We start from the raw sequence: 22,805 nt of genomic DNA on the forward strand, positions 1-22,805 counted from the left end.
CTAAGTATTAAATGACTTAAGGATGAATTTTTTTCAATCCATCTTCTACAGCAAATTTAGCTTCCTCCCACTGTAAACGTGAACTGCCTTTAACTTGTTCCCATTTAGTTTTCAATTTAGATTCAACCTCGGAAAAATTAATTTCTGCATTATTATCTACACGATTTTCATAACCTAAACGATAAGCCGCTCGATAATCACGATCATATTCTAGATTCTTGTCTTCAGTATAATATGGCATTTTTTTATAGTTTTCTCGCCAATAATTATCTTCTTCTTGCCAAGAATTACTATCATCTTTTTGATTATTTGTTTGAGCTATATCATTACCTGCTATTCCCCCTACTACACCACCAATAATCCCACCAACAACAGCACCTGGAGGACCTCCAACAACACCAAATGCAGAACCTACCGCCGCTCCTCCCAAGGTTCCTGCACTTACAGCTGCCAAATCTTCTCCCCCTTCATTCATATCAGGTACATGATTGTTATTGGTCGGTGGTGAGTTTAAATCTGGACGAGCATTATCATTTGTGGATGAAGTATCTTGTATTGGTTTGCTATTTGATACATTACTATTGGAAGATGGCTCTTTTTGAGTCGTATGATTACCATCTAAATTTGATTGTTTTATATTTACCATTTTCTTACTCCCTATATTAAAATCTAGTGTCTTTCAAAAGAGCTAGAATATTAAAAGAACTTTTGAAATATGCTTGACAATTATTATAACTCACCTTTAGGTTATTTATGTTTCATAAACACCCCTATTAAGTAAGGAGATGTTATTAATTAAAGAAATTATTTCTCATCAATAAAAATTCTTATTCAAATAGTCTTCACAATTATATCACCCTTTAGCCCATAATCATTATATTTCGCTAGATTAAATATTACCTATAACATTCTAGTTTTACAGTGTCCTGCAGGAAATTATGATTTTATGTATATACAATTTAAAAAACCTAGTTAATTAATACTAGGCTTTTTAAATGTATTTTTAAAAGATATTAACTATATATTATTTCATATTTTTAAATATGTCTTCAGCTGCTTTTAGGTGTTTCGCAACAGTATCACGTGTTTGTACGAGCATATTTTTTAATTCAGAACTTTTCGTGTTTGGTATTAACTGCTTATCAATTATTGTCAAAACTTTACGGTGAACTTTAACTTGACTCATCATATAATTTTTATCAGTATCTGATGTTATTTGATTAAGCTTACTAACAATTTTATCACTATCATTTTGCAATGATTTACTAAGATTACTGGTTTGTGAAATCAACTGCAACCGATTTGCCAACGCTTGTGCATTTTTTTCATTGGCTGAATGTTCTTTAATCATCATTTCAGCATATTTCTTAGCTTCATCCATTTTTAGTTTTGGCAATGCAGTTTTTGCCTGCTTAATTTCACCATTATTAGCTGTACTTAATATCTTGAAAATTTGACTATCAGTCAAATTTTCATGGTTTTCATTTAATATTTTAGAGTGATTCTTCCCATCATTTATAGTTTGTTGATTCGCTGCCATAATCTCAAATGCACTGAAACTTAAAACACCACTAATTGCGATACAGCTAATAATTTTCTTCGTTAAAATAGCTTTCATACCAATATCCTTTAACTTAATTCATAAGTATTTCTACCTATGGGTAGCTTTTTCACATTTCCAATCTATATCCCTACTTGTAAATTCAAAGTTGGGATTATTTATTCATTATTTCAATCAACCATATTTATACCGCTCGCTGAATATTCTTCGCAAAGGGTAAATAGCTTATTTAAAGTAGAGGATATAAATTTAATAATGAATCATGCATCTGTATCCAATCTTATTAACGTAAACATAAAATATATATAATTTTAAAAAACATTAACTTAAAAACAATTTTATTTTTTATTTTTACGAAAATAACAATAAAGCTCGTTATATTAACTTATAGATACTAAAGCTAAAATTAAATATATTTAAAGAAAATTTAAACCAATTTAATTTATTCGCACATCTATAAAAAAGCGTTCTCCTAAAGACTTTAATTCACACACTGCACACAAACAGTGACATGCACTTTTGTAGATATCGTATGAGCTGTGCATCCTGAAAGTAGAATACACAGCGAAATCAGTACCTTCATAGTGAAACGCGGTTAGCGATCCAACCATAAAAGAATTGCTCTTGGGTAGGATTTCGTTCACAGATTTCAATGTAACGTTGGCCTTGCATGATATTAAGAACTCGCATCAATACTTTCTCGCCTTCTTTTCCACGCTTAGCCAGTGTTAGTGAAGAGGTAAGTAAGAAATAAAGTTCTATCTTCCAACCTAAGCTAGCCATTTCCCCTTAACACTCACATATTTTTAGCTAATTCTTTTGCCAAACATTGTTCATGCCAAGTGGTTTGAAAGTTCTCAACAGCTTTTGACTTAATGAGAGGGTCTTCAAATAGCTTTGAAGAATATGCAGATTTGATAAGCTCTTGATAAAGTTGTTTGGCTTGTTGCTCTTCAAGATGATTGGCGATGTCATGTAACTCTTTAGCTGGCACTTCATGTTGTCTAGCATCCATCACGCCACTCGCTGCTTTTTTCACAGTTTCACAGTAATGAAGTTCCATCGCTTCCGATGCTGCATAACATTGAATTGAAATTGCGCTTATAAAGAGGAATATAAATCTCATAATCTCACCTTAATTTGACGCGCAAGGTTATCAACTAATCTGCCCAAATTTAAGTTAAAAAAGGTTATTTTTGTTTTCTCTTATTTTATTTCACCTTTTGCACTTGAGTATTTGAAGCTCTCAGCACTGTTCCATCTGCCGCGACTGGTGTCATAAATGGAATTTGCTGACCTGTATTTTTATCAATTAGCAGCGAATGGCGCTCACCACTTTCAAATAAGTTGTGCTCTCCCCATTGACGTAGAGCAACAATCACAGGAAATAAACTCTCCCCTTTAGTGGTCAACACATATTCCTGATAAGCCGTACCATCTGAAGCATCTTGCATTTCAAGAACACCAACATCCACCAACTTTCTCAGCCGGTCAGAAAGAATATTACGCGCAACACCTAAGCTCCGCTGGAAATCTCCAAAACGGCGCATTCCATCAAATGCATCGCGCACAATAAGCAGTGACCAGCGATCTCCTATCAGATTGACGCAACGTGCAACAGGACAAGGTTCATCTTTTATCAATGTAGAGTTCACCATTGAGTTTCCTTACCAATCATCAGTAACAAGTCTTCTAGTTGCATTTTAAAACTAGTCAATCTAACATTCAACTAGTTGCATTTTAAAACTAGATTAAATGGATTTAGGACAATGAAAGCTTCTCTTGCATCTTCAACTTCATCCGCCGAAAGTGATAAACCGCTTTCAAGTATGCCTCGTGGCGTAATTTTGCTATTTGCGATTGCTAGTGGTGCAAGCGTAGCAAATGTCTATTATGCCCAGCCCTTGCTCGACATTTTGGCGAGTGACTTTAATGTTAGTCATGCCGCCATTGGTAGTGTGGTGACGGCCACACAAATAGGTTGTGCCCTGGCCTTAATCTTTTTAGTGCCGTTGGGTGATTTGGTAAATCGACGTCGCTTAATGACTCTACAGCTACTAGCCTTAATATCTGCATTGTTAGCAGTTGCCTTTGCTCATTCTACAATTATTCTTTTGGCAGGAATGCTTGCGGTGGGTTTACTCGGCACAGCCATGACACAAGGGCTTATTGCCTATGCTGCGAGTGCTGCTCTCCCACATGAGCAAGGCCATGTGGTCGGTACTGCACAAAGTGGTGTGTTCATTGGTTTACTGCTTGCCCGTGTATTTTCAGGAGGCATTAGTGATGTGACGGGTTGGCGCGGCGTGTACTTTTGTGCAGCCATCATCATGCTCATGATTGCTTTGCCCCTTTGGAAACGTCTGCCTCATTTAAATATTCAACCCAGTGCCATGCGCTACCCGCAGCTTCTGGCTTCTATGCTCAAGTTACTGCGCCAAGAAAAAGTACTCCACGTGCGCGGTGTGTTAGCTTTACTCATGTTCGCGGCATTTAATATTTTCTGGAGTGCATTGGTACTACCGTTAAGTGAGCCGCCTTACAGTTTCTCGCATACTATTATTGGGTCTTTTGGACTCGTTGGAGTGGTCGGTGCTTTGGCTGCTGCACGTGCAGGTTACTGGGTCGACCGTGGATATGCTCAGCGCACAAGCTTGGCAGCACTGTTAATATTACTGCTCGCTTGGGGTCCACTTTCACTCATGGCTCACTCGCTCTGGGCACTTGTAATTGGCATCGTATTGCTAGACTTAGGCGGGCAAGCTCTGCATGTGACCAACCAGAGTATGATTTTCCGCACTCGTCCAGAAGCACCTAGCCGTCTTGTTGGTCTATACATGCTCTTTTATGCAGTGGGTAGCGGATTGGGTGCAATCAGCACAACAGTCACTTATGCTTATGCTGGTTGGCTTGGTGTATGTGCACTCGGTGCAGGTGTTAGCCTTCTGGCATTATTATTTTGGAGGGTGACACGTCATATCGTGCCTCAAAGCACAAATGAAAAAGATAACAATATATAAATAAACAAACTATAATAATCCAAAGTTTTATAACCCCATGAATAAGAATGTTTAGTCTTTAAATCTTAAGTTCGAACGGTAATAGAATGAAATCTTCATTAACAATCTAAAGATTGATATGCAACTTTAGACACTTACTATCAAATATATGCAAATCCCTATAGGAACAAAATTGGGTATTAATAATAAATTGCTTTACACGGTTATATTTGCCCTTGTTGCAGGATGCCACCAACAAGAAGCAAACGACAGTACCAATGCTGTGAAACTCCCAGCCTATCAGTACGATGGTTTCTCTGGTTCAGCACGCTTAAAAGGAAACTTGGAGTTAAAGCAAGGATGTCTTTATGTGAAAGATATACTCATTGTCTTTCCAGAACATAGCGCTCAGTGGGATGCTGAAAAAAGCACTTTAAGTTATAAAGGTCAGCAGATCGGCTTAGGGGGCATATTAGATATTGCTGGAGGTATTGGTAATTTTGAGCAAGACAATCTACGTATTAAGCATTTGAGTCCCATGTGTGATCATCAGAATATTTGGTTTGCCGGATAATAATGAGGAGCACTAATTCAATTTTCGCTCCCCTTAACGTCTAGCTCTTAAATTGAATGATTTAACTTACTATCAGACTTATATATTTTTCTAACAGGCCACCAGAAATAAATATAAATTAAGAGCAGAACCCACCCCAACAATACATCTCCAATCAAATGTGGAGTTTCATGTGTTATCACCAAACCCATAACAAGCATTGCGCCGAAATGAGCAATATTTGCAAACATGGTAAATTCAAAAAATAGATAGTTTTTTAGTGGTTCATTCGCTGCTTTTAAAAGAAACCAGCCCCATACAATATAGATAGCTGAGATCATCAACTCGTAATGCTCAGCTCCACCATGTAACGATCCCCAGCGGACCAGCCGCACAAGAAATTTCCCCCATTCAAACTGAAGTAAAATTGCAGGAATATTTAAAAAGATAAGAAGCGCTGCTCCTACAAAAAATAGCAAAAAGCTAATTCCCGTAAATTTTGCGACTAGGCTAAATCTCGATATTTTTATCTGATGAGTTGTTGGCATTACTGATGTCCTCATTGATATAAACGTTAATTTATAATTTTAAGAAGCTCGTAATCGACGAGTTTTGAAAATCCCCAAGCCTTTATCTTTAATATCCCAAATAAAAGATTTGAGTCCATTTTCATTTGGAATTGGCAAACGCCCTCGACCTAATCGATGCATTTGACGGGTATACCAAGTAATTTCCAACGATCCTAAGTTATCAATAAATTTAATGCCCGTAGTTAAAGGTTTAACTTGGTTTATTGTTTCAAGCCCACTTAATAAACGTTTAGCTGCCAATGGTTCAATTGCAAAAATTCGCCCAAGGCCAACAAAATCTAAATCCTTATTTGATAAAGCGCTCTCAATCCCTTGCAGACTTCTAAAGCCACCCGTCACCATAAGTGGCACTTTACTGAGTCCACGAACTTTTTTAGCAAAGTCTAAAAAGTAAGCTTCACGAGAGATGGTTGATTCTTTCGGTGTACCCAACTGCATGATCGGTTTTTCATAGGTTCCGCCAGAAATTTCGATTAAGTCGATGCCCACCTCATCAAGTGCTTGAATGGCTGTGAGTGATTCTTCTTCAGTAAAACCGCCTCTTTGAAAATCGGCTGAGTTCAATTTAATACTTACCGGATAGTCAGGCCCGACCCGATTTCGAATTGCTTTATAGACCTCAAGAACAAATCTACGTCGATTTTCGGCACTCCCACCCCACTGATCTGTACGGCGGTTATGGTGCGGAGAAAGGAACTGGCTAATTAAATAACCATGTGCACCATGTAACTGAACACCGCTAAAACCTGCTTTCTTGGCAATCTCAGCAGTGTTTGCATAGCGTTGAATAAGATCTTCAATTTCGTTTTGGGTCAGCTCTCGCGGTGTAGCAAAAACTGCTGCCATTTTGGGACTAAAAGGTACAGCTGACGGTGAAACAGTTTCTTTATTCAACCCTCGAATTGCTTGTTTACCCGGATGATTGATTTGCATCCAGACTTCACTACCGCCCGATTTAGCAACCTCTGCCCATTCTTTGATTAAGGCAAAATCTTTTTCGTCTTCAATAATCACATTACCCGGTTCACCAATTGCTCTAGAGTCAATCATCACATTACCCGTGATCAAAACCCCAGCTCCTGATTGAGACCAAGTTTGGTATAGCTGAATTAGCTCTTTACTTGGTCGCCCATCTGTATGTGCCAGCCCTTCACTTAAAGCCGATTTAATCAGCCTATTCTTGAGTGTAAAGCCATCTTTTAAAGTAAATGGTGATGCCAGTTTTAATTCGTTTTTCATTTTAGACCTCTAATCTTATTTTATTTACTAAAATATTGAATTTATTTAAAAATAAGATTTACATTTAAATCTCATGACCTGTCCTTTAAATTAAGAGGATGTATTTTTCTCTTCCTCAAGATAGCTACACATTAAGTTCCAAAATAGAACTTGTTAATATCATTAAAGGACAATTCCTATGTCAAAACGGTCAAGAAGTAACTATTAATCTTTTAAAATAATGCTTAAGAATGAGAAAAAACAAAAAAGCCCCCATATGGGAGCCTTTTCAAAAATACTTTAGATGCCGTGATTTACGACTTTAAACTTAACTCGGATTAATCTCTGACGTTAATCTTTGCAAATCATGACCCGATGGTGCTTGGTAAACACGTAAACCAAATTCAGGAAGAATCGCAATTAAGTGATCGAAAATATCCGACTGAATGGCCTCATAAGAAACCCATGCAATCGTGTTGGTAAATGCATAAATCTCTAACGGCAAACCTTGGCTGGTCGGTTGTAACTGGCGAACCATAATTGTTTGATTTTGAGCAATGCCCTTGTGCTGGCGCAAGTAAAATTCGACATAGGCTCTAAATGTACCGATGTTGGTTAAACGGCGCTTGTTGTAACGAGATTGATTGCTTAATTGCTTATTAAACTCTTCAATTTCAGATTGCTTCGCATCAAGATATTGGTCTAACAGTAAAAACTCTTTGAGCTTTTGTTGCTCGTCATCACTCATAAAATGCACACTGCTTTGATCAAGAAAGAGTGAGCGTTTCATCCGACGGCAGCCTGAGTTACTCATGCCTCGCCAGTTTTTAAAAGTATCGGTAACGAGTTTATTGGTTGGTATGGTGGTATAGGTTTTATCAAAATTTTGAACAGTTACTGTATGCAATGAAATATCAATCACATCACCATCAGCATTGAGTGATGGCATTTCAATCCAGTCGCCAATACGTACCATGTCATAAGAAGCGATTTGGACACTCGCTACTAATGACAAAATGGTGTTTTGGAAAACCAGCATTAATACCGCGGCCATCGCACCGAAGCCTGCAAGTAAAGTGAACACATCCTTTTTAAGGAATGTTCCCAAAATCATAAGGCCACAAACCACAAATAAAATGAGTTTAACGAGCTGTAAATAACCTTTAATCGGTTTGTTTCTAGATTTTGGATTACGCTGGTAAATAAGGTTAAAGATATTTAATATTTCACTGACCGTAAGCGCTAGAGTTAGGAAAATAAATGCTTGCGCAGCCATCTCTACAAAAGTAATAAATTTTGGAGATAGATGAGGCACTGTTGCAATACCATTCATAATCACAACGGCAGGAATAATATTTGCAAATCTCTTTATAACGCTATGCTGAGCAAAAATAGACTGATTTGGTGATTTTAGCTTTGTAACTAAATGACGAACGCCCCGAACAATAATGCGTTTAGCAATAAAATTTGCGATTGCTGCAAATAAAATCAAAATAGTGAGTGAAACTAACATTTCTAGCCAAGGATATTGGCTTAACTCACCCCGAATATCACGAAAAAAATTAAAAAAATCCAAACCTCTACACCTTAAAACTTTATTTTCAGTAATTTTAAGGGCTAAGGCATTTGATCATAAGGTTTGTTTACATATGTAGTCATAAATACAACAACTAAGTTATATACCCTGCTCAAATTTAATTATGATCTGTTAGTTTTAAAGCCTCATCTGTTTATGTTTCAGACCAATATATAAAGTAGATCGAACTTATCAGTTCATTTAGAATAATCCGTTAAACGAATAATTCTGGTTTGAGTGAGTGAAATTTTCTGATTTTTTAACTTTTATTGGAACAGTCTGGTTCAGCTTATTCTTTATCTATATTGCTTGGACCTTTTTTCTTAAAAGTCAGGTTCAAAGATTTTTAATTTATAAACGAGGAAGGATTGCTTCTGCCGAGGTCGTATATTTTCAAGACTCATTAGCTAAGGTGCAATATCGCCCTTTATGTTATATCAAATTGAAATTCCAAACTGAGCAAGGCCAAATCATTACTGAAAATCTAAAGGTGCTTATTGCTAAGCAAGATCACTATAAATATAAACTGGGTAGTATTATCAAAATTAAATATGACCCTAAAAATTTAAAGAATATTTCGATATTGGGTGAAGTGATGATTTAGGTCATTAGAGATTATTTAAAAAGTAGGATAAACCTTGAGGTGCGCGTCCATTTAAACGACTACTTGTAGTTACTCGAACCAGATTGCTCCAAGTAATATTGCAACAATGCTTGATCAATTTTTTAATTAAAGACACGTCTTCATGACATGAAATAGGCTCAAAGCCACCAACCAAAAGATAGACCTCTGCACTAAAACTTAAATTTGCCCCGTGAATATGCGCGTGATCCATTTCATCTTTATAGTGCGCTAAATATTTCTGCTGTTTCGTTATAGAGAGATGACTAAAATCATCGAGCGTTACAGTGCCGCAAATTGCATCTGTGGGTTGGTGCTGGATTTGATAGCGCAGCCAATCAGGACTGACAACGGTGTCTGCATCCGTACATGCAATCCATGTAACCCCTCTTTCGATTAAATGACGAATACCTAAGTCTCTCGCTTGCCCAACACATGCATAGTCGCATTCAATCCAATTGATTTGATGGCTTTGTACGATCAAACGCGACTGATCTGTACAGCTATCGAGTACAACAAGCACTTCTACGTCATAACCACCGATGTTATCGATCGCCACCTGAATAGACTGTAGACAGGCAGATAAATAGTACTCTTCGTTATGCGCTGGAATGACGATACCTATTTTCATCTTAGTTTTTCCTGCTGTGCTAAAGAGGAAGTGTTCGCCGTCCATAGATCAATCATAAAATCTGGATCGTTTAAGCTGAGATAGTGATGAAATGGGAAATATTGCTGAAAAGCTTGATGGACTTGCTCAGCATTTAACTCAAAATCTTGAATTTTATGACGCCAGTGGCAACACAGAATTTCACCGTCATCATTTAAACTATGTTTTAACTTTTCAATAAACTGATGCAATTCATCTGCCGATAAGTAATAGGCCATCTCACTAATTAAAATCAGATCATATTTTTGAATTGAGTAGTCTTCGGGTATTTTTCTATTTTCAACAATAACATGCTCAAATTCTTTTAAACGCTCGGAAGCTAAGCGAACAGCACATTCAGAGACATCTATACACAGCAGTTGCTCAGCTCTTTGTGCTAAATGAAAACTTAAATGTCCGTTTGAACAGCCAACTTCTAGCACCTTTGGATAGCGAGGCTTTGTCAGCAGCGCGAGACAAATTTGTCTTTTTCGGGCTTCATACCAGTGAGCGTCATAGCCCCATGGATCACTGTTATGACGATATAAATCTTCAAAGTACATGCGAGAATGAATCACTCAAATAAACCTCATAAGGCATTAAAATACGATTAATCGCACTTGGAGATAGCACTGCGGCGTTCCCCGTGCTTTCATCTGCTTCTAGTTGGGTTTTAAACTGCAAAATTGCTTGATGTTTTTTAGTTAGCTGTTCTTGTGTTAAGGAATACGCTTTTGCTCGGTGCCAATCAATGCGTGGGTCTAACGGTTTTGCCCAATGCCAAGCCCAGATTAATACGTGTAAACATAGGAGTTGCTTAGCAGTTGCATAGGTTTGTACGGTTTTACCTACTGCCTCATGGTCTGGATGTCCATCAAATTCATAACTACAAATTAGAATATCGTCGGCTTGAACCATCTGATCTAGACTCTGCCAGAGTTGATCGGTTTGCAAATGAATCTGACCATCTAACAAATTAAGCTCTACATGTTCGGTTGACTCTGCTACGTCTAGACAATTTAAGGCGGCCAAGCTTTCTTGCGGACGAAGAATATTGAGCTGATCTGGAGGATATTTTGTAGAGTTAGGATGGCTTTGTGTGCCGTTACTCACAGCTAAAACCACTATTTTACAATTCAATGTGATCAGTTGCTGCATTAACCCGCCACAGCCAAGCACTTCATCATCAGGATGTGGAGCGACAATCACCACTCTTTTTGAGCGAAATAACTCAAGGTCTAAAGGCGCTAGCGGATGATCTTTAAATACATTTAACCATTGCCCTTTGGCCGTGCCCTCACCAAAAATAACACGGTCTTCAACCAAAGGATGTTTTAAAGTTCCCATAGGCTTTGCTCCGACACACAGAGTTCTGCAATTTGCTCATAGTCAAAAGCAGCATGACTTTGCCTGATAAACACAGGCAGATCAGCCATGAGCTGAGCAAATGTAGCATCTTCACAAAAAGGACGAGCACCCAAAGCTTTCCCTACTCGCTCAATAACGCTCAGGCAGCATTGTTCTGCTTGAGCACGTAATATGCGTATTTCGCGTTCATGACTTAGCGTTGGTTTATGGTCTATGAGCTTGGCCACATATTGAAAATATTGTTTAGTGATTTCTAATTGCTGAGCGACCTCGCCTAAATACAATTTTTTATACGGATTAGGATTTGCCTGACAACTTTCTTGCAAATAACCCGCTAAGCGCACGGCGGCACCATACCAACACGCAGCAACACCTGCTGCACCATGCCAAAAACCTGGACGTTTTAAATAACTATTTGGCTGACCTATTGCTTTAACAGGTGTATTTTCAAAACTAACTTGCGCGGTCTGTGTGGCATGCATGCCTACAGCATGCCAGTGGCTTAAATCGGTCGTGATGGATGGATGACTTAAGTCGGCAATACAAAGCTGCGCCTGCCCCTGCTGATCTTTATAACTCATTAAAGCTTTTTGGATAAACTCCGCGCCAGAGCACCACGGTTTAATGCCATTACAAAGGTCATTAGTTACTTGCAAAGGCGCTGGTCCACCATCGGCTGCCCAAACCGCCCAAGTCTTGTTATCTATTTCTTGTTGATAACCCAATTCATTTAAAATGCTTAAAGCATCGCAATGAGACTCAAAAAGCTTAGCTAGACTTAAATCAACCCCAGCAATCTGCCCAAAAAGTTGCCAACGTTGATAAGTCTGCCCCGAAGCTGGATGAGGTAAATTTTTTGCTACATTGATTAATTGATAGAGCAAACTAATACGCAGCTTACTTTTAACTTCAGCCGAGGCAGTTTCAAATTCATTCAAGATACTCAAAATTGTCATGTTTATAGGTATTTTGATATTCATTGCAAATAATTATTTATAAGACTTAACTCAACCATAACTAAACATTTCTGTTTAAATAAACACGTAAATTGTAATAAAAAGAAAAATAATATTAGTTTTATATCCAATTATTTCATTGTTATCCAAATATTCCTATTAAGTGAACTTATAATCCGATCATGTAAGGTTTATTAAAAACCCAACATTTAATCGATTATTTAAAGTAGTTTAGTTCTTACCGTTTTTCTATTTCCAAAGAAGAGGTCTAAAATGAATACTTTAAATATTAATGATATTAAAAAACATGCTGATGTCATTGCTTCATGTGGCACAAAAGTAGGAACTGTCGACCATCTTGATGGTGAGAACCAACTCAAACTCACCCGAGATGAAAGTGGCCAACATCACCTTATCCCTACTGGATGGATTGGGGAAGTAAAAGAAAACCAAGTCATTCTGAATAAAAATTCAGAAGAAGTTAAAGAGCAATGGCAAGCGATCTAGGCTTGAAGCACGGCGAGTTATTCACCGTGGTCATTTATAATTAAAATATTTTAGTATAAAAATAAATGAGTAGGCTTAAATTATTTTAGGCCTAAATGATAAAAATGAAGGCTCCTTTTTACTAAGGAGCCTTTTTTTATTGCATAAACTTCAAAAACACGAAGTGACATTGCTTTTTATCTGAACAAACCATTCAAGAGATATTTTTGTCCCTTAAGCACATGGTGATTAAGTTGACTGAATGCTAAAAATGACCCATTCGCATTAAATAAACAATTATGAATAGGGTGACGGATATGCTCACAGGGAATCATCAGCTTAAAGCAAGAAAGGTACATTTCGATTTTACCGAATCTTCGGTCTGTTGGATGCCAAATGATCCTCTATGCTCTCATGTCGCTAATGGTATTAACATGCTCTTGCCGGCTGGTGAATTTTGGTTTTGCCGTGTGTTTAATAAAACCCTGCCCTTGATTACCGATGAAACATTAAAACAAGAAGTGATTGGATTTGTCCGCCAAGAAGCGGCCCATGCACGTGCGCATGAAAAAGCTCAAGACTTCTTACGTGAAAATGGTTACGACATTCAAGAAACACTCAACCGTGCCCATTTTGTTTTTAACATTTTGTTGGGTGACAAACCTTTAGGCATGCCTTTTTTAAAAGGTGAAAAGCTAGATGAATATTGGCTACTTTTTCGGGTAGGTGTGATCGCCGCAATCGAGCACTTTACCGGTACCATTGGTCAATGGACGCTGGATAGTAAATCTTGGGACCGAGCAGACCCTGCTATGGCAGATTTGTTCCGTTGGCATTTGGCTGAAGAAGTAGAACATCGATGTGTTGCTTACGATTTATTTGAGCATCTCTTAACAAACAAATTTGGTTTTTATGTGTCGCGCCAAGTGATTATGGCGGCGGTTTTCCCACTGTTTATTTACTTCCTTGCTGACTTTGCCCGTAGTCTAGGTAAGCAAGATTTAGAGCATGAAGATATTCAAAAATTGATGCGCCGTGGCTACTTCAAAATTATTCGTGAATTTGAGAAAACTGCGACTCGCTCAGACAACTTACCGACCATAAAATATTTATGGAAAGCGACCTTAAGATGGGTTTCTCCAAAATTTAACCCGCTTCATGAGGGAGACACCGCACAAGCTTTAGCTTATATGGCTCGCTCGCCTGCAGTTCAATATTTTGAAGGAATGCATTCTGCAAAATCTGTGTCATTAAGTTAAACATTCTGAAATAAAAGCCCCTGAGTTGGGGCTTTTTTTTAAGGTTTTATCTGATTAAGCCAAGTTTAAAAAGAAATAATCTAATAACCGTGCTCTGTCATCTACACTATTTGTGCCTAAAAGCTGAACCATCGCGCCATCAATCATAAATAAAAACATATAAGCATCTTGGACTGAAGCGGTCGATTTGAGTGTTAAAAGCAGCTTATATATTTCCTCAATAAACCAGTTTCTGTAGTCAACCACAATTTTATAGGCAACTGGATAAAGCTTTTCAATTTCAAAAATTGCCTTAAATGGCAAACGGTAAAAACCCTCTAAATTGGCATGTAGAAAGTAAATCTCCTTAAGTTTATCGAGCACCATTTGTCCATTGTAGGAATAGAGAATTGAAAATACTTTATCTTTTAGCGCATCTTTCTGGAAAGTAAGACTCATCTCAATGAGACGTTCTTTTGAATGGAAGATTTTATAAAACGTAGTTTTAGACACTTGTGCTTCAGCAATAATTCGATCAACACCGATTTTTTGAAACCCATCTTGATTAAATAAGTCTTTTGCTACGTGAAGCACTTTTAATGCTGTAAAGGAAGATTGTAAATTTGGCATAGATATACCGCTTAAAATAATTTTTTGTTGTATGTAAATGAGATAGAAATGCCGTCACTCTTAAAATGAGTGCTAAAAACAGACATGAATAAGCAGCACCAAAACGGCGTGCTCACCTATCTCGGGTTTTATTGTTGCTATGATTTTTAGTCGTAACGATTCTTAAGGCGTAGAAAACCTAGAGTCGATTGAACCGCTTTATAGATTGCTCGAGTGGTATGAATAGAGAGACTTTGGCAAAAGCCATTAAAGAAGAAATAGTACGCATAGCGGACTCCTTTGGGTAATAAAGAAGCTTCACCACATTACTGTCAAATAATGGTGGCGAAACGAGAGAAGGTTGACAGACTGATACCCAAAAGATCAGCACACCCGAAGGTGTCCCCCTCCCGTTCCGCCGCAGAGGGGGCACGCAGGGATACCCACAAAAAAGAAAGACTTTTTCGTGTGCTTTGGGTATACGGCCTGTCAAAGCCGACTGGCAATGTGGCCAGCAGGCAAAGGATAATCGGAGGGGTTTTAGGTGTCAACGTGATATTGGCTAGAAAATGAATAAATAATTTTTTGTTTTTCATTAGATTAGATTCATTAATCTATTGAATAGAATATATTATATTTGCTTAACGCACATTAACTTATAAATATGAATACGATCTCAGCTACTCTTTTATATGAACACCCAATTGAGGGATGCATTAAAGATGCAAATGGCAATTTAAAACCATTTCCTATTCTTGCAATTGATAATATTCCATTAAATATATGGATGCATCAAAATGCGCGCATTATTGACGAAATGAATGATTTAGTTCCAGCCCAAGGGTGGTTGTATGATCATGATAGTGAGTTAGCATTAAGTAACGCATGGAAACTTCTTAAACCAGAAGCTTATGAAAATGTAGCTATTTCAACAGTGGTTCCAATCTTAATTTGCCCTGATGATTTAGATCTAACATGTAGCGTAATTATGGTTGAACAAATTGTTTCAGCAGATCAAGTCGTATGGGCTCGTTTTGGTTACGCATTTAACCATATTCACGATGTTGTGACATCCGTAGTCTGGAAAACCTCGACTTCTGTTCCTCAATTAAGTTTTCCATTGAGCGAATTTGAAAAAGCATATAATGATTTAAAAGAATTAGACAAAAAATGGAGTGAAGGTTTTATCTAGTTTTTTTAAATATGACCGCATATTGAAAGATGCTGCTCTTACTTTCTCTAAATATCATCTAATAAATTTAGGTTAAATAAATGTCTAATAGTTATAAATTTCAATTAAAAATGGAGCTAGATCTAAAATTAATCACACCTGAAGAGATTCAGAACTGGGCCATGCATGCACTAGAAGATGATCCAACAAATGAGCTAGCTTTAGACATCTGTTTTTTATCAAATACTGAGCAAGTTTTACAATACTTCAGACTAACTGAAAGAAATGAATTTAGTGAAACTTTAATAGATAAAGTAACAACGAAAGTTTTGGAAAATTATATTTTTAAGCATATAAATACCGTGAATCATAAAGACCAGATATATTCCTTTTTTCAAAATATTTTTTCCATAAATCTTTACTTAGAAAAAGAAGACTTGCGTTTCTTAATTTACTCATACGAGGGTCAACTAGAGATGGCATTAGAAGGCTATTCAGAATTAGAGACTGACGTACTATGGGAAAATTTTAAAATAGAGTTAAAGAGATATTTTTCATCTGCTACTAATTTTCATAACTAAAATATGATCGCTAATAGAGCCAAAATTAGATATTTTTTATATTACAGAGCTTCTTAAAATTTATTTTAATCTAATTGGCAGATTATATTTAGTAATACACCGATAAAATGAATAATTAAATCCATTTTATCGGCTTGCTAGAATCGGTTTTTAAAACCTTATTTTTTATTGTTTAATATATTTTGGAAACTCTTTTAAAACCTTATGACAAAAGTGGCCCTGTGTATCCGCTTTCTTACGTTCTTCAAACTCCTTCATACCAAATTTCATAACCTCTCTACCGTATTTTTCACCAAGATCATGTTTAGTACATTTTGCGGCAGCATCCTTTAACTCTTCTGAGTAATAGTGATAATTACAGTCGAGTTGAGCACGGCTTAAAAAACCATGTAGTTCCACTGCTTTCTCACACTGAGTTTGCTCTAGAAGATTTCTAGACTCTTGAGCAGCATAAATTGATGTTGCTACGAATAAAGTGAAAATCGTTACTAAAAAATTACGCATTATTTCCCCGAAAAAGTTATTAAAAGTATTAGTGATAATATTGCGGGCGTATTAAATAATAATTATTTATAAGTGTCTATTAATAATAAAGAAAATAGGATAAAACCCCTTCTCTTTTGAATACTTAATCACCTTAATAAAATTGGGTGATTAATTTTTATCAAAAAATAATATTAAATTTGTTTTATAGCGATCTTTAATATAACCCAAGTTATTCAAAAAAAGAGTTCTAGTGATATTTAATCCATTTCTACACTACTAAAACCCTTACTCATTTCAGCGCTTTAAAACCCTAACTTCTTAAAGACAAAATAACCCACATGGCTTTCAAAGCTACCGTCATTTTGAATTTTGAAATATTTCTTCACAAGGTCAGATGAACCTTCCTGCAAATAACGTAAAGTTTTGATTTGATCTTCAGGCGTTTTCATTCGCTTTACCCAACTATCAAAGTCTAACGCAAGCGTTTGTTTATCTAAACCCACCAAATCAAAGCCTGCATCTTCAATAAAATAGACCCACTCTTTCACACTATAGTTTCGTACATGACTTGGGTCTCGGATAGTCTCAATGGTCTGTAAAAACGTATCTAATATTGGCGAACTAGAACTAATAATGTCTACAAAAATAACAATACCATCAGGCTTAAGCACGCGGTTTATTTCTTTCATGGCAGTCGGAACATGTTGCCAGTGATGAGCAGAATATCGGCTAATGACCACATCAAACTGCTGATCACTAAAAGGCATGTCTTCAGCAATGCCCTGCTGCACAAAGATATTTTTTAATTTACGTTGGCTAGCAGCCTTAGACACGGTGTCTAACATTTCATGAGATAAATCGTAAGCAAAAACAAGGTCAGCGTGTGGAGCAACGTTATATGAGACATGACCACCACCACAGCCTAAATCAAGAACTACAGCCTTTTCAATTTTCTGAACTTCATTAATAAATTTATTAAATTCAATCCCTTCAGAATGAGCTTGGCTGTTTAAATAATCGAGAGATTTATTTTGATATTGTTTTTGATTTATATCGTGCTGGGTGATCATAACCTTGCTCCTCCTTTGTAATAGAATCACATTAAAGGAAAATTTAGATAAAAAATAATGATTAGTTTTTCTTATATTGATAAATAAAAGTTATTATTTGATTTATTTTGATATGTCATGCCATTTAATAAAAATAGATTTAAAGATTAATAAGAAATCCGCAAAGAGCACTGTTTAGTCACCCTTACTGAAACAGTGCTCTTTGCTCCATCCCAACCTCTATCCAGAAAGGTTCGATGCATAGAAATAGTGTATGTACCTTTGACTCAAAATGTTTCCTGTATTTTTTAAAATTTTTAAACATTCACAGCATAAAAATAAAGTATATTGAATTTTATCAGAAGATTCTTCTTTGGTTTATATTTTGAACAGAACAGAATACACACTAGATCGTATAGATCGGAAAATTTTATCTGCATTACGCGGAAATGGCCGTTTAACCGTTGCTCAATTGGCCGAAGAAGTTGGTCTTTCATCTTCTCCATGCTGGACACGACTAAAACGTCTGGAAACTTTAAAAATTATTGAAGGATATACGGTAAACGTAAACCAAAAAGCGATTGGTATTCATGAAGTATTCTTTATAGAAATTACTTTAGAGCGCCACGACGACGAAATGCTAGAGAATTTCAGCGAAGCATTAGCAGATATACCTGAAGTAGTTGAAGCGCACCTCGTTACAGGTGACTATGATTATTTGGTGAAAGTAGCAGTCAAAGATGCTGACCATTACGAACGGTTTTTAAGGAAGAAACTTTACTCGATTAAAGGAATTCGACACACCCGTTCGACCTTTGCCCTACGACCTCTCAAATCTGCTAATACAGCAGATTTAATGTTAATTGAATAAAAGGGTTAAACACTTTCAGGTAATTTTTTAATTTATTGATTCTAAAATTTTTATTAATTTAAATGCTAAAAAATATAACAGATCATAGCTCTGTTATATTTTTTTTAAAAAATTCTGTATCTATGATTACAGCTTTCAATTCTTCAAAATGTAATTAATCTGAATTGGAGGCATCGCCATGAACATTTTGAAGAAAAAAAATAAGGCCAGTTTTGTATTCTTTATTATTACTCTCTACTCGTTTATTGGGTTTGGCTTAGGTTTCATTATTTGGGAATACTTTTTAAAGGCCTAAGTTGCGCAAAAAGAGTTAATTAACTTCTGTAATAATTTCAGAAGTAATTTCTTTACTACGATGATATGCAGCCTTCATTGCTAAACGTATATCATCGGATAGGTTCCCTAGCTCAAACATTCTTAGAGCTGATTCTGTAATTCCGTTAGCCAAAGTCACTTTCCCACACAAATCCGCAGGTGGAACATTACTTTTACGTACCATTTCAACTGCACCGCTGGCCGCTTGGAGTGCTAAATCTAGGGCAAATTGCTTATCAAGACCTAAAGAAACCCCTGTCTTTATCATGCTATCTAAAATATAGAAAAAGTAAGCTGGTCCCGAACCAGAAAGCGCAATAATTGCATCGGTTTGTGTTTCAGAGGGCGCCCAAAAGGTCTGTCCCGTTGCAGAGTATAATGACTCGATTAAGTCTTTATCGAGTTGGTCCATTTGCTCTGAAGCAATAAGTACATGCGTACCCGTATGCGTAAGTACCGGTGGATTTGAAATCACACGGACAATTTTTTTTGAACCCGTAAAACGGGCCAAGTTTGCAATATCAATCCCTGCCATCATTGAAACAATGATTTTATTTGCTAACACTTTTTTAAGAGGTACTAGTATCTCTTTTAACTGTTTAGGTTCTAATAGCAATACAACAATTTCAGCTTTTTTTAATCCATTTTCATTTTGCTTTAAAGCATTTGTAGGATTAATATTTTTCTCTTCAATCAGATGTATTTTTTCTTTTTTAAATCCTTTTAAAACTAACCCTCCTATTAAAGCTAAAGCTAAATTACTACTACCAACAAAGCAAATATTAGGGTGTACTGCATTTAACATTTAAAATGTTTTCCTTTCTTAAGAGAGGCTTATAACAATAAATATTTCTATTAATTATGAATATTAAATTTAAGTTGACCGTCTGAATTCTGTATAAAGAACCCATTTTAATAAAATATATTATTAAAATGGGTTTTGTTTTATTTGCGCAATAAATAAAACAACTTTAGCTTAAGCCTAATGTAGTAGCTTTATAAGCAAAGACCACTCAAGAATTGTTCAAAATATGTAACTATTACTATAGTATTGTAAATAAGCTATATCTCTGTAAGAGAATAAAATTTTTCAATTGAGCTTATTAAGTAGAATATCTTTTATTTACAATAATATTGTAGGTCTATTTTTTTAACTTTAATTAAATCTTTTCTTTTTTTTCTACAATTTGCTCTGCTCTTCTTGTTGCTTGCGCTAAATCTATATCTTCACACACCCAGAAAGAAAGAATTTTTCCAAATAAATGAAAGTGTTGTTTAACATATTGAGAACTATGATCTGAATAATGATCTTCCACTTTGAAAGTATCTTTATTATTTTCTATTTTTTGACCGTCAAAAATACCGCCAATACAAATATCCATTTTAATACCAAAAATTTAATAAATCATATTATAACATAAAATTAATGAAGCTATTCCAAACAAGTATTTGATACTTCTCTTTTATTTTAAATACAATTTGAGTTTTAAATTATAAAAACCCACAAATTTAAGTGGGTTTTCGCAAAATACTATATGTTTAAATATAATTTATTTAAAAATGTATTTAAATTCAATAAAGTATTTTTATTTAATTATGAGTTTTGAAGAATAACAATATTTGAAGCCTGTGGCCCTTTTTTACCTTGTACTACAGTGAACTCAACACGTTGCCCTTCGAGAAGAACTTTAAAACCTTGTGTTTGAATATCGGTAAAATGAGCAAAAATATCTTTGCCTTCATCAGTTGCAATAAAACCAAAACCTTTAGTTTCATTGAACCACTTTACTGTACCAGTAGAATTAGACATGTTTTAATCCTGAATCTTTAAAATATTATAACTTATTATTGGGGGAAACCAATTTAACTAAAAAATAGACGTGAAAACTTAAACAACTGAAAACCGAAGGATTATAAATAAAACTACGAAAATAGAAATTTATGATGACAAGAATATTTTTTAGTTATGCTCGATAATACACGCTTCAAAATCATTTGCAATCGATATTCAACATAATTAAAGCAACAAAAATTCTATGCCTCTTTATCCCTAGTAAAACTTCTGTTCACCAGCAGGACGTGTCTTAAAACGTCGGTGAAACCACATGTATTGTGTAGGGGCAATACGAATTTGATTCTCAATAATCTTGTTTACTCTTTCAGCATCACTGACTTCACAGCCACTTGGGAAGTTTTCTAATTTTGGCTCTACCAACACATGGTATTGAGGGTTACGAATATTACCACTTCGATAAAAATATAAAGGCACTGCAGCTGCTTTTGAGATATCCATTAGTCTGCGATGAGCTGTAACTGTAGCGGCTTGAATACCGAAAAATGATGCCATGACCCCTTGTTTTAAGCCAAAATCCTGATCTGGGCTATACCATATCGCATGACCATGTTTAAGGTTTTGGATGAGTCCACGCATGTTATCTCGAGCAATCTGGTTCTTATACACTCTTGCACGACTACGATGAATCAGAAAATCTAAAAATGGATTATTCTGAGGTCGGTAAACTACGTCCATATTAAAAAATAAGGTACACGCGGCTCCTCCTGCATCTAAAAGCGTACTATGAGTACCCAATAGCAGTACGCCATTTTCCTGATTATTGGTTAAATTTTCTAAACCATCTATGTGAACACGGCTTTTAAACCAGTTCGGGCAATACCAAGCATTTAATGCTTCAAATACTCCCGTTAAGGTATCAACAAAAACCTGTTTAGCTTTTGCCTCAATTTGAAGAGATGTTTTTTCAGGAAAGCAAGCTTCCAGATTTCGTAGCGTGGTTTTGCGTCTTGAACCTAGAGATTTCCAAGCGATTTTTGAAAGAAGATCTGCGAGACGCCACTGAATAGCCCAAGGTAACATCGCAAATAACATCAGAATAAAAGCTAAAAACCATATACCCCAATATTTAAACGATAAAAAGGAAAATTGAAATTCGCCAGATTTAAACTGCCGTTCATTTTTCGACATACTATAGATTTCTTGAGGTATAGACTTAGCATACTAACATGCTCAATTTTTAACGTTGTGTGTTTATGTTGCTTTCACTTTTATAGTTTGATCGACCCTATTTATTTATATAAATCTATATTTTAAATATTTAATCTATTTAAGACTTAAATATACATAACCTTCTGTATACATCGATTATTTTCTCATTTAAAGTAACCGCACAATCTTGCCTCAATTGATAAATAGGATATATCAGCGTGAGCGGTCTTTTAGTATTTATAACAATAGCATTTCTTACCCTATTAAGCCCAGGACCAGGAGTTTTATTTACTGTCACAAATTCAATTAACTATGGTGTTAAAACTGCTTTGTTTGGAATAAGTGGTTTAATTATTGGTATGTTTGTGATTGCTGTAATTTCTGCCAGCGGTGTAGGACTTATTATCACCAGTAACCCTACTATTTTTACGGTTTTAAAATTTATTGGTGCATTTTATTTAATGTATCTAGGATATAAAAACTTTACTAAAAAGCCTCCTTCACAAGAGTTAATGACTGCTCAACAAAATAGTAAAGTTATAAGTAAATCTAAACTATTTTATGAAGGTCTGCTCGCCTCTTTACTTAATCCAAAAACAATCGTATTTTTTATTGCACTCTTCCCTCAATTTATTGATATCAAGAAAGAAATTTTAAATCAGTTTTTAATTCTCTCTTTAACCTTTTGTTTTATCGGTTTTTTAATTCATTTGGTCTACGCAAATTTTTCTTCTATTTTTAAAGAGAAAATGTTGGCGGGCAATAATTTCTCGATCCTCAATAAAATTAGTGGTGCTATTTTCTTTGTTCTCGCAGTTTTACTCATCGCCCAATAAATTATTACTCAATATATTATGTTTTAAAAAGCCTAAACTCATGGTTAGGCTTTTCAAGTCTTTTGAT

Annotated in this window: 29 protein-coding genes and 1 pseudogene; 10 read left to right on the forward strand and 20 right to left on the reverse strand. The window is 35.7% G+C overall.

Going from position 1 to position 22,805, the window contains the following annotated elements:
- Nucleotides 1-16 precede the first annotated feature (16 nt).
- From KTI79_RS05820 to KTI79_RS05840, 5 genes and pseudogenes are all read right to left on the reverse strand, one after another.
- On the reverse strand, nucleotides 17-646 hold the full coding sequence (locus KTI79_RS05820) for a hypothetical protein (protein WP_032055474.1): 630 nt from the start codon (nucleotides 644-646) through the stop codon (nucleotides 17-19).
- Nucleotides 647-1,024: 378 nt separating this feature from the next.
- Nucleotides 1,025-1,618, reverse strand: coding sequence for a DUF4142 domain-containing protein (locus tag KTI79_RS05825; protein WP_032055475.1), 594 nt, complete (start codon nucleotides 1,616-1,618; stop codon nucleotides 1,025-1,027).
- A gap of 522 nt (nucleotides 1,619-2,140) precedes the next feature.
- A pseudogene (locus tag KTI79_RS05830) lies at nucleotides 2,141-2,287 on the reverse strand (putative peptidoglycan-binding domain-containing protein); the annotation flags it as partial.
- 70 nt (nucleotides 2,288-2,357) lie between these two features.
- Nucleotides 2,358-2,687 carry a hypothetical protein gene (locus KTI79_RS05835; RefSeq protein ID WP_001210983.1) on the reverse strand — a complete coding sequence of 110 codons (330 nt, stop codon included), beginning with the start codon at nucleotides 2,685-2,687 and terminating at the stop codon, nucleotides 2,358-2,360.
- An 85-nt stretch (nucleotides 2,688-2,772) separates the two neighbouring features.
- Nucleotides 2,773-3,219 (reverse strand): winged helix-turn-helix transcriptional regulator, encoded by a 447-nt coding sequence (locus KTI79_RS05840; RefSeq protein ID WP_032055479.1) that lies wholly within the window; start codon nucleotides 3,217-3,219, stop codon nucleotides 2,773-2,775.
- Nucleotides 3,220-3,330: 111 nt separating this feature from the next.
- Here KTI79_RS05840 and KTI79_RS05845 point away from each other — a divergent pair, with 111 nt between their 5' ends.
- Both KTI79_RS05845 and KTI79_RS05850 read left to right on the forward strand, forming a co-directional pair.
- Nucleotides 3,331-4,581 carry an MFS transporter gene (locus KTI79_RS05845; protein ID WP_032055481.1) on the forward strand — a complete coding sequence of 417 codons (1,251 nt, stop codon included), beginning with the start codon at nucleotides 3,331-3,333 and terminating at the stop codon, nucleotides 4,579-4,581.
- Between the two features lie 148 nt (nucleotides 4,582-4,729).
- On the forward strand, nucleotides 4,730-5,134 hold the full coding sequence (locus KTI79_RS05850; RefSeq protein ID WP_032055482.1) for a hypothetical protein: 405 nt from the start codon (nucleotides 4,730-4,732) through the stop codon (nucleotides 5,132-5,134).
- A 47-nt stretch (nucleotides 5,135-5,181) separates the two neighbouring features.
- Here KTI79_RS05850 and KTI79_RS05855 read toward each other — a convergent pair whose 3' ends face one another.
- The 3 genes from KTI79_RS05855 to KTI79_RS05865 form a co-directional block, all read right to left on the reverse strand.
- A complete protein-coding gene (locus KTI79_RS05855; RefSeq protein WP_032055483.1) occupies nucleotides 5,182-5,661 on the reverse strand; it encodes a DUF6632 domain-containing protein in 480 nt (159 codons plus the stop codon).
- 39 nt (nucleotides 5,662-5,700) lie between these two features.
- Nucleotides 5,701-6,942 (reverse strand): NADH:flavin oxidoreductase/NADH oxidase family protein, encoded by a 1,242-nt coding sequence (locus KTI79_RS05860; protein WP_032055484.1) that lies wholly within the window; start codon nucleotides 6,940-6,942, stop codon nucleotides 5,701-5,703.
- Nucleotides 6,943-7,249: 307 nt separating this feature from the next.
- A complete protein-coding gene (locus tag KTI79_RS05865) occupies nucleotides 7,250-8,497 on the reverse strand; it encodes a mechanosensitive ion channel family protein (RefSeq protein WP_032055486.1) in 1,248 nt (415 codons plus the stop codon).
- A gap of 241 nt (nucleotides 8,498-8,738) precedes the next feature.
- Here KTI79_RS05865 and KTI79_RS05870 point away from each other — a divergent pair, with 241 nt between their 5' ends.
- A complete protein-coding gene (locus KTI79_RS05870) occupies nucleotides 8,739-9,101 on the forward strand; it encodes a DUF3592 domain-containing protein (RefSeq protein ID WP_032055487.1) in 363 nt (120 codons plus the stop codon).
- Nucleotides 9,102-9,105: 4 nt separating this feature from the next.
- Here the strand turns inward: KTI79_RS05870 and KTI79_RS05875 are convergent, their stop codons facing one another.
- Genes KTI79_RS05875 through KTI79_RS05890 form a run of 4 tightly spaced genes read right to left on the reverse strand, consistent with a single transcriptional unit; the run spans nucleotide 9,106 to nucleotide 12,116 of the window.
- Nucleotides 9,106-9,750: a glycosyltransferase gene (locus tag KTI79_RS05875; protein ID WP_032055489.1), complete on the reverse strand. Its 645-nt coding sequence runs from the start codon at nucleotides 9,748-9,750 to the stop codon at nucleotides 9,106-9,108.
- Complete coding sequence (locus KTI79_RS05880) at nucleotides 9,747-10,346, reverse strand: class I SAM-dependent methyltransferase (RefSeq protein WP_079284370.1); 600 nt, start codon at nucleotides 10,344-10,346, stop codon at nucleotides 9,747-9,749. Before KTI79_RS05880 ends, KTI79_RS05875 begins: the two co-directional genes overlap by 4 nt.
- A complete protein-coding gene (locus tag KTI79_RS05885; protein ID WP_086375758.1) occupies nucleotides 10,321-11,115 on the reverse strand; it encodes a PIG-L deacetylase family protein in 795 nt (264 codons plus the stop codon). Before KTI79_RS05885 ends, KTI79_RS05880 begins: the two co-directional genes overlap by 26 nt.
- Nucleotides 11,103-12,116: an acyl-CoA dehydrogenase gene (locus KTI79_RS05890; protein ID WP_050679129.1), complete on the reverse strand. Its 1,014-nt coding sequence runs from the start codon at nucleotides 12,114-12,116 to the stop codon at nucleotides 11,103-11,105. Before KTI79_RS05890 ends, KTI79_RS05885 begins: the two co-directional genes overlap by 13 nt.
- 249 nt (nucleotides 12,117-12,365) lie before the next feature.
- Here KTI79_RS05890 and KTI79_RS05895 point away from each other — a divergent pair, with 249 nt between their 5' ends.
- Nucleotides 12,366-12,599 carry a DUF2171 domain-containing protein gene (locus KTI79_RS05895; protein ID WP_016141633.1) on the forward strand — a complete coding sequence of 78 codons (234 nt, stop codon included), beginning with the start codon at nucleotides 12,366-12,368 and terminating at the stop codon, nucleotides 12,597-12,599.
- 296 nt (nucleotides 12,600-12,895) lie between these two features.
- A complete protein-coding gene (locus KTI79_RS05905; protein ID WP_032055495.1) occupies nucleotides 12,896-13,837 on the forward strand; it encodes a metal-dependent hydrolase in 942 nt (313 codons plus the stop codon).
- 54 nt (nucleotides 13,838-13,891) lie between these two features.
- Here KTI79_RS05905 and KTI79_RS05910 read toward each other — a convergent pair whose 3' ends face one another.
- Together KTI79_RS05910 and KTI79_RS19140 are read right to left on the reverse strand one after the other, a co-directional pair.
- Entirely contained in the window at nucleotides 13,892-14,446 is a 555-nt protein-coding gene (locus KTI79_RS05910) for a TetR/AcrR family transcriptional regulator (RefSeq protein ID WP_032055496.1), read from the reverse strand.
- A gap of 311 nt (nucleotides 14,447-14,757) precedes the next feature.
- Complete coding sequence (locus KTI79_RS19140) at nucleotides 14,758-15,021, reverse strand: hypothetical protein (protein WP_153563033.1); 264 nt, start codon at nucleotides 15,019-15,021, stop codon at nucleotides 14,758-14,760.
- 68 nt (nucleotides 15,022-15,089) lie between these two features.
- Between KTI79_RS19140 and KTI79_RS05920 the strand changes: the two genes are divergently transcribed.
- Together KTI79_RS05920 and KTI79_RS05925 are read left to right on the forward strand one after the other, a co-directional pair.
- Nucleotides 15,090-15,617 (forward strand): hypothetical protein, encoded by a 528-nt coding sequence (locus KTI79_RS05920; protein ID WP_032055497.1) that lies wholly within the window; start codon nucleotides 15,090-15,092, stop codon nucleotides 15,615-15,617.
- A gap of 80 nt (nucleotides 15,618-15,697) precedes the next feature.
- Nucleotides 15,698-16,177, forward strand: a complete 480-nt coding sequence (locus tag KTI79_RS05925) for a hypothetical protein (protein WP_032055498.1) — start codon at nucleotides 15,698-15,700, stop codon at nucleotides 16,175-16,177.
- A gap of 165 nt (nucleotides 16,178-16,342) precedes the next feature.
- Here KTI79_RS05925 and KTI79_RS05930 read toward each other — a convergent pair whose 3' ends face one another.
- Both KTI79_RS05930 and KTI79_RS05935 read right to left on the reverse strand, forming a co-directional pair.
- Nucleotides 16,343-16,681 carry a hypothetical protein gene (locus KTI79_RS05930; RefSeq protein ID WP_014206236.1) on the reverse strand — a complete coding sequence of 113 codons (339 nt, stop codon included), beginning with the start codon at nucleotides 16,679-16,681 and terminating at the stop codon, nucleotides 16,343-16,345.
- A 284-nt stretch (nucleotides 16,682-16,965) separates the two neighbouring features.
- Nucleotides 16,966-17,733 (reverse strand): class I SAM-dependent methyltransferase, encoded by a 768-nt coding sequence (locus tag KTI79_RS05935; RefSeq protein WP_032055500.1) that lies wholly within the window; start codon nucleotides 17,731-17,733, stop codon nucleotides 16,966-16,968.
- Between the two features lie 364 nt (nucleotides 17,734-18,097).
- On the opposite strand from KTI79_RS05935, the gene KTI79_RS05940 reads away from it, so the two are divergent.
- Both KTI79_RS05940 and KTI79_RS05945 read left to right on the forward strand, forming a co-directional pair.
- Nucleotides 18,098-18,583: an Lrp/AsnC family transcriptional regulator gene (locus KTI79_RS05940; protein ID WP_031944142.1), complete on the forward strand. Its 486-nt coding sequence runs from the start codon at nucleotides 18,098-18,100 to the stop codon at nucleotides 18,581-18,583.
- Between the two features lie 178 nt (nucleotides 18,584-18,761).
- Nucleotides 18,762-18,878, forward strand: coding sequence for a hypothetical protein (locus tag KTI79_RS05945; RefSeq protein WP_004793556.1), 117 nt, complete (start codon nucleotides 18,762-18,764; stop codon nucleotides 18,876-18,878).
- 15 nt (nucleotides 18,879-18,893) lie between these two features.
- Here KTI79_RS05945 and KTI79_RS05950 read toward each other — a convergent pair whose 3' ends face one another.
- The 4 genes from KTI79_RS05950 to KTI79_RS05965 form a co-directional block, all read right to left on the reverse strand.
- Entirely contained in the window at nucleotides 18,894-19,703 is an 810-nt protein-coding gene (locus KTI79_RS05950; protein WP_032055501.1) for a pyrroline-5-carboxylate reductase family protein, read from the reverse strand.
- Between the two features lie 355 nt (nucleotides 19,704-20,058).
- Nucleotides 20,059-20,280, reverse strand: a complete 222-nt coding sequence (locus KTI79_RS05955) for a hypothetical protein (protein ID WP_032055503.1) — start codon at nucleotides 20,278-20,280, stop codon at nucleotides 20,059-20,061.
- Nucleotides 20,281-20,492: 212 nt separating this feature from the next.
- Nucleotides 20,493-20,708 carry a cold-shock protein gene (locus tag KTI79_RS05960; protein ID WP_032055504.1) on the reverse strand — a complete coding sequence of 72 codons (216 nt, stop codon included), beginning with the start codon at nucleotides 20,706-20,708 and terminating at the stop codon, nucleotides 20,493-20,495.
- 240 nt (nucleotides 20,709-20,948) lie between these two features.
- Nucleotides 20,949-21,881: a lauroyl acyltransferase gene (locus tag KTI79_RS05965; protein WP_032055505.1), complete on the reverse strand. Its 933-nt coding sequence runs from the start codon at nucleotides 21,879-21,881 to the stop codon at nucleotides 20,949-20,951.
- Nucleotides 21,882-22,120: 239 nt separating this feature from the next.
- Here KTI79_RS05965 and KTI79_RS05970 point away from each other — a divergent pair, with 239 nt between their 5' ends.
- The gene (locus KTI79_RS05970; RefSeq protein WP_032055506.1) at nucleotides 22,121-22,738 is read left to right on the forward strand and encodes a LysE family translocator; all 618 of its coding nucleotides are present in this window, start codon (nucleotides 22,121-22,123) and stop codon (nucleotides 22,736-22,738) included.
- Nucleotides 22,739-22,805 lie beyond the last annotated feature (67 nt).

This window comes from Acinetobacter sp. WU_MDCI_Abxd143 (assembly GCF_025514195.1).
Taxonomy (GTDB): Bacteria; Pseudomonadota; Gammaproteobacteria; order Pseudomonadales; family Moraxellaceae; genus Acinetobacter; species Acinetobacter pittii_H.